The 13,103-nt window shown below is 72.2% G+C and carries 9 protein-coding genes; 6 read left to right on the forward strand and 3 right to left on the reverse strand.

The window, feature by feature from the left end; translation table 11 throughout:
• Positions 1-17 precede the first annotated feature (17 nt).
• Positions 18-3,224: a BTAD domain-containing putative transcriptional regulator gene (locus ITJ60_RS06780; RefSeq protein ID WP_194647376.1), complete on the forward strand. Its 3,207-nt coding sequence runs from the start codon at positions 18-20 to the stop codon at positions 3,222-3,224.
• Positions 3,225-3,234: 10 nt separating this feature from the next.
• On the opposite strand, the gene ITJ60_RS06785 is transcribed toward ITJ60_RS06780, so the two are convergent.
• A complete protein-coding gene (locus ITJ60_RS06785) occupies positions 3,235-4,068 on the reverse strand; it encodes an ABC transporter permease (RefSeq protein WP_194647377.1) in 834 nt (277 codons plus the stop codon).
• A complete protein-coding gene (locus ITJ60_RS06790; protein WP_194647378.1) occupies positions 4,065-5,078 on the reverse strand; it encodes an ATP-binding cassette domain-containing protein in 1,014 nt (337 codons plus the stop codon). The genes ITJ60_RS06785 and ITJ60_RS06790 overlap by 4 nt, the downstream gene beginning before the upstream one ends.
• A 90-nt stretch (positions 5,079-5,168) precedes the next feature.
• On the opposite strand from ITJ60_RS06790, the gene truA reads away from it, so the two are divergent.
• The 5 genes from truA (at position 5,169) to glmM (ending at position 11,901) form a co-directional block, all read left to right on the forward strand.
• Positions 5,169-6,023 (forward strand): tRNA pseudouridine(38-40) synthase TruA, encoded by an 855-nt coding sequence (truA, locus tag ITJ60_RS06795; protein WP_307860863.1) that lies wholly within the window; start codon positions 5,169-5,171, stop codon positions 6,021-6,023.
• A gap of 81 nt (positions 6,024-6,104) precedes the next feature.
• Positions 6,105-9,206, forward strand: coding sequence for an ExeM/NucH family extracellular endonuclease (locus tag ITJ60_RS06800; protein WP_228509881.1), 3,102 nt, complete (start codon positions 6,105-6,107; stop codon positions 9,204-9,206).
• Positions 9,207-9,535: 329 nt separating this feature from the next.
• Complete coding sequence (gene rplM / locus ITJ60_RS06805) at positions 9,536-9,982, forward strand: 50S ribosomal protein L13 (RefSeq protein ID WP_071259898.1); 447 nt, start codon at positions 9,536-9,538, stop codon at positions 9,980-9,982.
• A gap of 37 nt (positions 9,983-10,019) precedes the next feature.
• On the forward strand, positions 10,020-10,505 hold the full coding sequence (gene rpsI, locus ITJ60_RS06810) for a 30S ribosomal protein S9 (RefSeq protein ID WP_111083442.1): 486 nt from the start codon (positions 10,020-10,022) through the stop codon (positions 10,503-10,505).
• Positions 10,506-10,527: 22 nt separating this feature from the next.
• Positions 10,528-11,901, forward strand: coding sequence for a phosphoglucosamine mutase (gene glmM / locus ITJ60_RS06815; protein WP_194647379.1), 1,374 nt, complete (start codon positions 10,528-10,530; stop codon positions 11,899-11,901).
• Positions 11,902-12,153: 252 nt separating this feature from the next.
• Here glmM and coaA read toward each other — a convergent pair whose 3' ends face one another.
• Entirely contained in the window at positions 12,154-13,098 is a 945-nt protein-coding gene (gene coaA / locus ITJ60_RS06820; protein WP_123339480.1) for a type I pantothenate kinase, read from the reverse strand.
• Positions 13,099-13,103 lie beyond the last annotated feature (5 nt).

Consider the following 13,103-nt stretch of genomic DNA (forward strand, 5'->3'; position numbering starts at 1 on the left):
CTCCGTAGACTCGCACCGTGACCGTCCCGCCCCGAATCAACGTCCTCGGACCGGTCACGGTGACCGGTGCGGACGGCCGGCAGTCGCCCGTGCCCGGAGCGCTCGCTCGGGCGTTCCTGACGGCGCTGGTGCTCGCGCGCGGCCACGCCCTGACCACCGAGTCCCTGATCGACGACCTCTGGCCGGACGCGCGGCCGCGGGGTGCGCGTGCGGCGCTGCAGACGCTCGTGTCCCGACTGCGCCGGAGCGTGGCGGACGGCCTCGTGGTGTCGACGAGCACCGGGTACGCGTTGGGCGGCGACCCCGAGGACGTCGACCTCGCCCGTGCTGCGCGTGCGGTGGGCGAGACGGCGCCGGCAGCGGTCCGTGCCGCCCTCGACCTCTGGCGCGGTGACCCGGGCGCCGACGTCGACGGCGACCTGGGCGCGGCGCTCGCGGACCGTGCGGCAGCCCTCCGGCGGACGCTCCGGCGCGCGCTCGGCGGCGCCCTGCTCGACGAGGGTGACGCCGACGAGGCCGCCGCACTCTGGGCGGCAGAGGCCGTCGCCAACCCCTACGACGAGGTCGCGGTCGCCGGTTCGATGCGCGCCCTCGCCGCAGCCGGCCGCACGAGCGAGGCCATCGCCGCCTTCGCGGCGCACCGTGACCGCCTCGCCGACGAACTCGGCGCCGACCCCTCGGCCGACCTGGTCCGCCTCAACGCCGAGTTGTTGCGCCGATCCGGCCCCGCAACGGGCAGCGTCCGCCGCGTCGGCCTGCGTGCTGCGCCGAACACGTTGGTCGGGAGGGAGGCCGACCTCGCCGCCGTCTCGGACCTGCTATCCGCCGGACGGCTGGTCACGATCCTCGGCGCGGGTGGGCTGGGGAAGACCCGCCTGGCGCAGGCGGTCGCCGCCGGCCTGCCGCCGACACAGGGCGTCGTCGTGGTCGAACTCGCGCCGCTCGCCACGGCCGACGACATCGTGCCGGCCCTCGGCGCGCTGCTCGGCATCGCCGAGTTCCGCTCCACCCGATCGCTCCGGGACGCCGTCGCGGCCGACCTGCGCACCCGGGTCGTGCGGGCGCTCGCCGACGGGCCGACCGTGCTCGTCCTGGACAACTGCGAGCACCTGGTGGCCGAGGTCGCCGCCTTCGCCGCGGACCTGCTCGCGACCGTGCCCGCCCTGCGGATCCTGACGACGTCGCGCGCGCCGCTCGCCATCGCCGGCGAGGTCGTGGCCCCCCTCGCACCCCTGCCCGTCGAGGCCGACGGGGCGGCCGTCCGGCTCTTCACCGAGCGGGCGCGGGCCGCGCGACCCGGAGCCGTGCTGCCGGTGGACACCGTGCGCCGGATCTGCACGCGGCTCGACGGGTCACCGCTGGCCATCGAGCTCGCGGCCGCACGCATCCGGGGGATGAGCGCCGACGAGATCGAGCGCCGGTTGGACGACCGGTTCGCGCTGCTGCGCGGCGGTGACCGGAGCGCCCCGGAGCGGCACCGCACCCTGCTCGCCGTGATCGAGTGGAGCTGGCGCCTGCTCGACGACGGGGCCCAGGACCTGCTGACGCGTCTCGCCCTCTTCCCGGACGGACTCGCGGTCGACGCCGTCGAGGCGGTCGCGGCCCCGGACCGCCGGGTGGACGCGCTCGACGACCTCGCCGAGCTCGTGGAGCAGTCGCTCGTGCAGCTCGTCGAGCACGAGGGTGAGCCCGTGCGGTACCGGCTGCTCGAGACCGTGCGGGAGTTCGGTGCGGCCCGGCTGGGGGACCGCGGCGCCACCGAGGCCGTCCGCGCGGCCATGATCGGCTGGGGCCGGGGCTTCGCGGCCGAGCGCAACCTGCTCACGATCACGGGTTCCGCACAGCTCGAGCGGTTCCGCGAGGTCGCCCGCGAATCCGACAACCTCGTCACGCTGCTCCGCTGGAGCCTGGCTGCCGACGACACCGCGGCGGTCGCGCACCTGTTCGCGGCCCTCGGCGGCTACTGGTCGCTGCGCGGTGCCCACGGTGAGGTCGTCGCACTCGGCCCCGAGGTCGTCCCGGTCCTGCGCCGTACCGGACCGGCGGCCGAGGACCGTGCCGCGACCGTGCTCGGACTCGTCGTCACCGGCGGGTCGTCCGCGTTCAGCGACAAGCGCACCGCAGCCCTGGCCGTGTCGACCCTGCGCCGCGTGATGCGCGACGGCACCACCGGGTTCGCGGTGCTCGACGCCCAGGCAGCGCTGCTCCTCACCCTGGGGCGACCGGCCGACGGGTACGCCCTGCTCGCCCGCTACCGCGACGACCCGGAGCCCGGAGTCGCCTGCCTGGCGAACATGCTCAGCGCGCCGCTCGCCGAGAACGACGGGGAGTCCGCCGTCGCCCTGCGGTACGCGACCCGTGCCGAGACGCTCTCGCGGTCGAGCGACGACGCCTGGACGACCGGGTCGATCGCCGTCACCATGACCCAGCTCCTGGCGCAGACCGGTCGGCACGCCGACGCCCTGCGGTCCGCCGAGGTCGCCCGCGAGCAACTCGAACGGTTCGGGGCCGACGACGACCTGTACGAGATCGGCTGGACCGTCGGGCTCTGCGCCGCGAGCACCGGCGACGTCGTGCGTGCCCGGCAGGTCGCCGACGACCTGCAGCACCGGCCGGTCGAGGCCCGCGGCGGGTTCGACGAGGACCGGGTGCAGATCGGCGTGCTCGCGATGGCCATCGGTGCGGAGTGCGCGCGCTGGGAAGGAGCCCTCGACGACGCGGCGGCGGAGTACGCCCGCGCCTGGGACTCCGTGCTGCCCCTGCGGAAGCAGACGCCGCACTGGACGCTCATGGCGGGCTCGGCGCGGATCGCGGCGCGGGACGAGGCGGTGGTGCGCCGGTCCGACGGAGGCGTGCCGGGCCTCCCGGTCGACGACGTGGCGGTCGCGAGACGCCTGCGCGTCGGTGCACTCGTGATGCTGCGCGTCCACCCGTGGTGGCTGGACCTGCCCGTGATCGGGACCGCCCTGCTCGGGCTGGCGCTCGCCGCCGCCCGCGACGGACAGCCGGAGCACGCCGCTCGCTGTTGGGGGCTGGCGACCCGACTCGGTTCGCGGCAGGACTTCGGCGTGCTCGCACACCCGCGGATGCGGTCGGTGCTGGCCGGGGCCCTCGGTGCCACGGTACTGGCGGACGCGGAGACGGCCTCGGCCGGATCGAACCGGACCGAGGCCGTCTCGCAGGCGCGGCTCCTGCTCGAGGAGCTGCGGTTCCGCGTGCGCTGATCGGCGCCCGTCAGGCCTTGCGCATGTACGCGCGGACCGTCAGCGGCGCGAACACCGCGACCACGACCGCTGCGCCGAGCAGGCTGATCCAGAGGTCGACGCCCACCGTGCCGTGGTTCACGAGCTCGCGGACCGCCGTGATCAGGTGCGAGATCGGGTTGACCTCGGAGAACCAGCGCAGCCAGTCCGGCAGGGTGTCCGCCGGCACGAACGCGTTCGACAGGAACGTCAGCGGGAACAGCACCATGTTGGAGATGCCGGAGACGCTCGACGCCGTCCGCGCGACGACGCCGAAGTAGGCGAAGATCCAGCTGATCGCCCACGCGACGACGATGACCAGCAACCCGGCCAGGACGACCGCGCCGAAGCCGCCGGCCGGACGCAGCCCCATGATGATGCCGACCGTGAAGGTGATCGTCGTGGCGATCGCGTACCGGACGGTGTCGGCGAGCAGCGCACCCGCGAGCGGGGCGATCCGGGCGATGGGCAGGGACTTGAAGCGGTCGAAGACGCCCTTGTCCATGTCCTCGCGCAGCTGCACGCCCGTGACGATCGACGACGTGATGTTCGTCTGCACCAGGATGCCGGGGATGATGATCGGCAGGTAGCTCGCGACGTCACCCGCGATCGCACCACCGAAGATGTACGTGAACATCACGGTGAAGATGATCGGCATCAGGGTGACGTCGAACAGCTGCTCCGGGGTGCGCCGGACCTTGATCAGGCCGCGGTACGCCATCGTGAGCGACTGCCGGACGGTGGCGCCGAGCCCGGTCGCACCGACGCCGGGACGCGGGGTGATCCGGGGCGCAGCGGTGCCCGGGGTGGTGGTGATGGTGGTCATGCGATGCTCCCTGCGAGTTCGCGGTCGGTGCTGTCGTTGTCGTCGTCGGTGCCGTCGTCGTCGGTGGTCGCCGGTGCGCCGGTGATCGTCAGGAAGACCTCGTCGAGGGTGGGCTTCTGCACGCTCATCTCGGCGAGGGTGATGCCGGCCTCGCGGAACGACACCAGCAGGTCCGTCACGCGGTCGGGGTCCGACATCGGCGCGGTGAGACGCGAGCCCTCGGGGCTGGCCACCGCGTCGACACCGAGGGCGTTCCGGACGATCGTGCGCGCGGCGTCGAGCCGGAGCGCATCGGTCAGGCGGAGCTGCAGCGACGAACTGCCGATCGAGGCCTTCAGTTCGTCGCTCGTGCCCTCGGCGACGACCTTGCCGTGGTCGATGACCGCGATGCGGTCGGCGAGCTGGTCCGCCTCGTCCAGGTACTGCGTCGTCAGCAGCACCGTCGAGCCCGTCGCCACGAGCTCGCGGATGGTGTCCCACATCTGCGCACGGGTCCGGGGGTCGAGCCCCGTGGTCGGCTCGTCGAGGAAGATCAGCGGCGGCTGCGCGATCAGGCTCGCAGCCAGGTCGAGCCGGCGACGCATGCCGCCGGAGAAGGCCTTGAGCGGGCGCGACGCGGCCTCGGTCAGCCCGAAGCGCTCGAGCAGTTCCACGGCCTTCCGCTTCGCGTCCGCGCGGGACAGCCCGAGCAAGCGCGCGAAGATCACCAGGTTCTCGGTCGCGCTGAGCGTCTCGTCGACACTGGCGTACTGACCCGTCACCCCGATCAGGGTGCGGACCGTCTGCGCCTCACGTCGGACGTCGTGCCCGAAGATCCGGGCCTCGCCGCCGTCCGCCCTGAGCAGGGTCGCGAGCATGGAGATGGTGGTGGTCTTGCCGGCGCCGTTGGGGCCGAGCACGCCGTAGACCGTGCCGGCCTCCACACGGAGGTCGACACCGTCCACTGCGCGGTTCGTCCCGAAGGTCTTCACGAGGCCGGAGGCCTCCACCGCGAGCGGTGTCGTGGTCATCGAAATATCCTTTCGTCGATGTCGAGGACGATGGTGCCGCGGGGCGCTCACGCGGCACTGACGTGGCGCTGACATCGCTACCGTGGGCACGTGAGCGAAACGGTGCGACTGCGGCTGGACATCGCGTACGACGGGGCCGCGTTCTCCGGGTGGGCCCGGCAGCCCGGACTGCGGACCGTGCAGGGCGCGCTCGAGGCCGCCCTCGCCACCGTCTTCACCCGGTGGGGCGAGCCGCCACTGCTCACCGTCGCCGGCCGCACCGACGCCGGCGTGCACGCCACCGGGCAGGTCGCACACCTCGACCTCTCCGCCGAGCAGTGGGACGCGCTCAGCGCCAAGCGCGGCACGGGGCGCTCGCCGCTGGACGGGCTCGTCAAACGCGTCAACGGGATCGCGGCACCGGAGGGCGACGTCGTCGTCACCCGGGCGTCGGTCGCGCCGGACGGGTTCGACGCCCGGTTCTCGCCGCTCTGGCGACGGTACGAGTACCGGATCGCGGACGCCGACGCCCCGCGCGATCCACGTCGGCGCGGGTACACGGTCTGGCACGGGGCGAGCCTCGACCCGGCAGCGATGGAGCGCGGTGCGCTGACGCTGTTGGGGCTGCACGACTTCGCGACGTTCTGCAAGCCGCGCGAGGGCGCGACGACCATCCGGACGTTGCAGGAGTTCCGCTGGGACCGCGAGCCGGACGGCGTGCTGGTGGCGCGCCTCCAGGCCGATGCGTTCTGCCACTCCATGGTGCGCGCGATGGTCGGGGCGACCATCGCCGTCGGCGAGGGGCGGTTCGGGCCGGAACGGCTCGAGGAGCTCCGCGTCGCCGAGACGCGGACGAGCGCGTTCAAGACGGCGCCGGCGAAGGGGCTGACCCTGACCGAGGTGGGGTACCCGGCCGACGAGGAGCTCGCGGGTCGGGCGGAGCAGACGCGGGCACGGCGGGAGTGAACGCCCGGTCCTGATGTTGCCGAACGCAATCATTTACCTCGACGCAACCTGAGCGACTCCGCAGGTCGGTAGCGTGCGGGCATGCCCAACCTCCTCGGGCGCACTCTGCTGTGCGCCACGGCTGCTGCGACACTCCTCGCGGCCCCGCTCGTCACCGTCACCGCAGCGACCGCGAACCCCGAGGGGAGTGGCCTCGTCATCGAGGAGGCCTACCTGAAGGCCGGCAGCAACGGCGCCTTCTACAACCAGAAGTTCATCGAGATCGGCAACCCGACCGACGCCCCGGTGTCGCTCGACGGCTGGTCGCTGCAGTACCGCTCGGCGACGAGCACCGGCGCCTTCTCGACGAGCGCGCTCGAGGGGACGGTGCCGGCCGAGGGCACGTTCCTGGTGTCGATGGCCGGCAACGGCGGCGCCACCCCGGTCGGAGCGGACCTGCCGACGGCGGACGACATCGCCTCGCTGAACCCGTCCGGCACCACGGGCACGCTCGTGCTGTCCGACGCCGCCACACCGGTGGCGCTCGCCGCGGGACCGGTGACGACCGGCACCGCTGGTGTCGTCGACCTGCTCGGCTACGGCGCCTCGAACACCTTCGAGGGCACCGTGCGCACCGTCGAGGGCGCGAACGCCGTGCCGAACGGCCTGGTCCGCCAGGGCACGACGGACACCGACGACAACGGCGCGGACTTCTCGGTGACGACGACCCTGACCCCGCGGAACGCCGCGGGCGAGACGGCTGCGCCGACCGACCCGACCGAGCCCACCGACCCGACCGACCCGACGGAGCCGACAGACCCCGGCGCCCCCGCCGAGGCCGTCACCATCGCGCAGCTGCAGGGCACCACGGACACCTCGCCCTACGCCGGCAAGACCGTCACCACCGACGGCGTCGTCACCGCGGTCTACGCGTCCGGCGGCTTCAACGGCTACACGATCCAGACCCCGGGGACCGGCGGCGCGGTCGACTTCGGCACCCACACGGCGTCCGACGCCGTGTTCGTCTTCTCGTCCGCGACCGCCGGGCTGGTGGCCGAGGGCGACCACGTGCGGGTCACCGGTGCGGTCTCCGAGTACTTCGGCCTGACCGAGCTCACCGTGTCGAACACAGCGTCGTTCCAGAAGCTCACCGACACCGTCGTCGCCCCGCAGCCCGCCGCGGTCGCGTTCCCGTCGTCGGACGCGCAGCGCGAGTCGCTCGAGAGCATGCTCATCGCCCCGCAGGGCTCCTTCACGGTCGCCGACAACTACACGACGAACCAGTACGGCGAGGTCGTGCTCGCCAGCGGCGCCGGCCGACTCGTCCAGCCGACCGAGGTCGGTCGCCCCGGCAGCGCCGAAGCGAAGGCCGTCGAGGCGTCCAACGCCGCGCGCAAGGTCACGCTCGACGACGGTGCCAGCACCAACTTCCTGACGAAGGCGAACCAGGGCATCCCGGTGTCGTGGCTGACCCAGGGCCCGGTCACCGTCGGTGCGACCGCCACGTTCGAGGGTCCGGTCGTCCTCGACTACCGCAACAGCGGGTGGAAGTTCCAGCCGACCGCGCCGATCACCGGTGCGACCCCGGCGGCGGACCTGCCCGCGTCGTTCTCGAACGTGCGTCAGGCGAAGCCGCAGGACGTCGGCGGCGACCTGAAGCTCGCCGGGTTCAACGTGCTGAACTACTTCCCGACCACGGGTGACCAGCTCACCGGGTGCTCGTACTACACCGACCGCGCGGGCGATCCCGTCACGGTGAACTCCGGCTGCGACGCCCGCGGTGCTGCTGAGCAGGAGGACTTCCTGCGCCAGCAGGTCAAGATCGTCAAGGCGATCAACGGCCTCGGCGCGGACGTCGTCTCGCTCGAGGAGATCGAGAACTCGGCGCGCTTCGGCCAGGACCGCGACGCCGCGGTCGCCACGCTCGTCGACGCCCTCAACGCCGCCACCGGCGAGGACACCTGGGCCTTCGCGAAGTCCCCCGCGACCGTGCCGGCGAGCGAGGACGTCATCCGCCTCGCGCTCATCTACAAGCAGGACCGCGTCGAACCCGTTGGCGACTCGACGATCCTGCTCGACGCCGCGTTCACCAACGCCCGGCAGCCCGTCGCGGACGCGTTCCGCCCCGTCGGCGGCACCGCCGACGACGACTTCCTGGTGATCGCGAACCACTTCAAGTCGAAGGGCTCCGGCACCGGCGAGAACGCCGACCAGGGCGACGGCCAGGGCGCCTCGAACGCCGACCGGGTCCGGCAGGCCGAGGCCCTCGTGACCTTCTCCACCGACATGCAGGCGCAGTACGGCACCGACAAGGTGTTCATGCTCGGCGACTTCAACGCCTACAGCAAGGAGGACCCGGTGGTCGTCCTCGACGACGCCGGCTACACCGACCTCGGCCCGGCGCTCGACGCCACCGAGTACTCGTACGTGTTCTCCGGCCTGAGCGGGTCGCTCGACCACGTGTTCGCGTCCCCGGCCGCCACCGAGACGGTCACGGGCGTGGACATCTGGAACATCAACTCGGTCGAGTCGGTGGGCCTGGAGTACAGCCGCTACAACTACAACGCGTCGGACCTGTACACCGACGACGTGTTCCGCGCGAGCGACCACGACCCGATCCTGGTCGGCTTCGACCTCGACGCTGCGGGGACGGACCCGGGCACGGACCCGGGCACCGACCCGACCCCGGTGCCGACCCCGACGCCGACGCCGGGTGACGGCGGCACGACCCCGACCCCGACGCCCACGCCGACGCCGACCCCGTCGCCGTCCGCTCCGACCGGCCCGGTGGCCCCGTCGGAGACCGGCCTGACCGACGCGAACCGCGGGAGCGTCTCGGCGCCGTCGTCGGCTCGTGCGGGGGAGACCATCACGGTCACGGTGGGCACGCAGTACGCGGGTGACGTCGTGAACGTGTGGCTGTACTCGACGCCGACGCTGCTCGGCACCGTGACGGTTGCCGCTGACGGCACGGTGCGCGTCACGATCCCGTCGGACACCCCCGCTGGTGCACACCGCCTCGCGGTGACGGCCGCGGACGGGAGCCTGATCGGCTGGACCCCGATCACGATCACCGCTGACGGGCAGCTCGCGTTCACGGGTGCCGAGGGCCTCGGTGCCGGTGCGCTGGTCGCGTTCCTGCTGCTCGCCGCGGGTGCCGGCGTCCTGATCGTCCGCCGTCGCAAGGCGGCCGCCGCGGGGTAGTCCCCACGCCCCACGGGGCACTTCGTGAGCAGGAATGGTCGGGTTCGCCGTGCGCGACCCGACCATTACTGCTCACCATGCGGGGTGGGCGCGGCCCACGGACGGACGGGAGGCCCGTGGCCAGGCCGCCACGGGCCTCCCGTCCGGCAGTGGCTGCGTTTGACCGACGCGACCCGCGTCGGCTAGGCTCTCACCTTGGTCTGTGCGCCACGCGCGCCGGACAGTCAGATGAGCCCTCCATCCGGGCGTTCCGCCGGCTTCTGCCGCGGGGAACCCCGACCGGAGTGGGATTCACGGACTCCTCACCTCGACACGAAAGCAGCACTCCTGTGACTCGCACGTTCTCACCGAAGCCGGCAGACGTCCAGCACGACTGGATCGTCATCGACGCGACCGACGTCGTCCTCGGCCGTCTCGCCACCCACGCCGCGGCGCTCCTGCGCGGCAAGCACAAGGCCACCTTCGCCCAGCACATGGACATGGGTGACTACGTCATCATCGTGAACGCCGACAAGGTCGCCCTGACCGGTTCGAAGCTCGCGAAGAAGGTCTACTACCGCCACTCCGGGTACCCGGGCGGCCTGACGGCGACCTCCTACCCGGAGATGCTCGAGAAGCACCCCACCCGCGCCGTCGAGAAGGCGATCCGCGGCATGCTGCCGAAGAACACCCTCGGTCGCGAGCAGCTCAAGAAGCTGAAGGTCTACGCCGGCGCGGAGCACCCGCACTCCGCGCAGCAGCCCAAGGCGTACATCTTCGACCAGGTCGCACAGTAGTTCCGGCCACGACGACTTCAAGGACACGAAAAAACTCATGGCTCAGATCGCTGATTCCCTCGACCAGACCCCGGAGAGCTTCACCACGGAGAGCGCACCCGCCGCTGCCGAGGCTGCTCCCCGTCAGATCCTCAACGTCTCCGGCGGTGCCGTCGGGCGCCGCAAGGAGGCCATCGCGCGCGTTCGCCTCGTTCCGGGCTCCGGCACGTTCGTCGTGAACGGTCGCTCGCTCGAGGACTACTTCCCGAACAAGCTGCACCAGCAGCTCATCAACGACCCGTTCAAGGTCCTCGAGCTCCTCGGCTCGTACGACGTCGTCGCCCGCATCACCGGTGGCGGCCCCTCGGGTCAGGCCGGCGCACTCCGCCTCGCCATCGCCCGCACCCTGAACGAGATCGACCGCGAGAACAACCGCGCGACCCTCAAGAAGGCCGGCTTCCTCACCCGTGACGCCCGCGTCATCGAGCGCAAGAAGGCCGGTCTCAAGAAGGCCCGCAAGGCTTCGCAGTTCTCGAAGCGCTAGTCGTCACCGGCTGAAGATCGCAATGCCGCGTCTGTTCGGTACCGACGGGGTTCGTGGTCTCGCCAACGGCGAGCTGACGGCCGCGCTCGCACTGGGTCTTGCCCAGGCGAGCGCGGCCGTCCTCACACACGGACACCATGCCGACGCCCGCCGGGCGTCCGGTCGACCGCGCCCGCGCGCGGTCCTGGCGCGCGACCCGCGCGTCTCCGGTGAGTTCCTCGGGTCCGCTGTCGCGGCCGGGCTCGCCTCCGCCGGCGTCGACGTGCTCGACGCCGGGGTCATCCCCACTCCCGCTGCGGCGTTCCTCGTCGCGGACATCGACGCCGACTTCGGCGTGATGATCTCCGCGTCGCACAACCCTGCCCCGGACAACGGGATCAAGTTCTTCGCCACGGGTGGTCGGAAGCTGCCGGACGAGGTCGAGGACCGCATCGAAGCGGCCATGCACGACCACTCCGCGCCGACCCCCACCGGCATCGACGTCGGCCGGATCACCCGGTTCGCCGACGCCGAGGACCGCTACGTCGTCCACCTGCTCGGCACGCTGCCGCACCGGCTCGACGGCATCCACGTCGTGCTCGACTGTGCCAACGGTGCCGCCGCCGGCGTCTCGCCCGAGGTGTTCGTGAACGCGGGGGCCCGCGTGACGCTCATCGGCGCCGAGCCCGACGGATGGAACATCAACGACGGCGTCGGCTCGACCCACATCGACAACCTGTCCCGCGCCGTCCTGGCTGCCGGCGCGGACGTCGGCATCGCGCACGACGGCGACGCCGACCGCTGCCTGGCGGTCGACGCCGCGGGCAACGCCATCGACGGTGACCAGATCATGGCGATCCTGGCGCTGTCGTTGCAGGAGCGCGGCCGACTGAAGGACGACACCCTCGTCGCGACGGTCATGTCCAACCTCGGGCTGAAGCGGGCCATGGCGGATGCGGGCATCACCGTGATCGAGGCCGGCGTCGGCGACCGCTACGTGCTCGAGAAGATGAACGAGGGTGACTACTCCATCGGTGGCGAGCAGTCCGGCCACATCATCTTCAACGAGTACGCGACCACGGGTGACGGCATCCTGACCGGGCTGCACCTGGTCGCCGAGATGGCGCGCACGGGCAAGTCGCTGCAGGAGCTCGCATCGTGCATGACGGTGTTCCCGCAGGTGCTGCTCAACGTCCGCGGCGTCGACCGGCACGGTCTCGCCGACCAGGGCGTGCAGGACGCGGTCGCCGCGGCATCAGCAGCACTCGGTGACACCGGTCGCGTCCTGCTCCGCCCGTCGGGCACCGAGCCCGTCGTGCGCGTGATGGTCGAGGCCGCCTCGCAGGACGATGCCCAGCGCATCGCCGAGGAACTCGCCGCCGTCGTGCAGGAGCGCCTGGCGCTCGACGCCGCGTAGGCCGGGTGCCGGGCGCGACTTCGCGCTGCGCGCGCGCCGCGTTCGCGCCCCGGTGCGGTCGTTGCGCCCCGACTCTTCGGGGCGCGATGACCGTACGGGGGCGCACTCGCGCTCGCGACCGCGTTGCGCGCCGCCGGCGCTGCGCGCCCCGCTGCAGTCGTCGCGCCCCGACTCTTCGGGGCGCGATGACCGTAACGGGGCGCGCATCCGCGCGCACCCGCGCGCACCCGCGCGCACCCGCGCGCACCCGCGCTAGATCTTGCGGAGCAGGACCGAGTTCACCTTGTGGTCAGCGGCCTTCTTCAGCACCAGGGTCGCGCGGGACCGGGTCGGCAGGACGTTCTCGAGCAGGTTCGGCTCGTTGATCGCCCGCCAGACCTCGGTCGCCGTCCGCACCGCGTCGTCGCGCGACAGTGAGGCGAACCGGTGGAAGAACGAGTCCGGGCTCGAGAACGCCTCCTCCTGCAGCGCCAGGAACCGGTCGACGTACCAGGCCTCGATGTCCTTGGTCTTGGCGTCGACGTAGATCGTGAAGTCGAACAGGTCGGACAGCGCGAGCCGCCCGTGCACCGGCGGGGCGAGCACGTTCAGCCCCTCGACGATGAGGATGTCCGGCTGGCGGACGACGATCTCGGCGTCCGGCACGATGTCGTAGACCAGGTGCGAGTAGTACGGCGCCCGGACCTCGGTCGCGCCGCTCTTCACCTGGCTGACGAACCGCAGCAGGGAGCGACGGTCGTAGGACTCCGGGAAGCCCTTGCGGTCCATGATCCCGCGACGCTCGAGCTCGGCGTTCGGGTACAGGAAGCCGTCGGTGGTCACCAGCTCGACGCGCGGGGTGTCCGGCCAGCGCTTCGTCAGCTCGCGGAGCAGTCGCGCGACGGTCGACTTGCCGACGGCGACGGACCCGGCGACGCCGATCACGAACGGCGTGCGTCCGGCTCGGTCACCCAGGAACGCCGATGTCGACGCGTGCAGGTTCCGTGCACCGGCGGCGTAGAGCGTCAGCAGCCGCGACAGCGGGAGGTAGACCTCCTGCACCTCCTGCATGTCCAACCGGTCACCGAGCCCGCGCAGCTGCACGATCTCGGTCTCGGTGAGCGACAGGTGCTCCTTGGGTGCGAGCTGCGACCACTCGTGCCGCGGGATCTCCACGAACGGGGTCGGGTGCGCGACGGCGGTCTCCGGGATCGGCATGGGGA

It is taken from the genome of Curtobacterium sp. VKM Ac-2884 (genome assembly GCF_015350945.1).
Lineage (GTDB): Bacteria > Actinomycetota > Actinomycetes > Actinomycetales > Microbacteriaceae > Curtobacterium.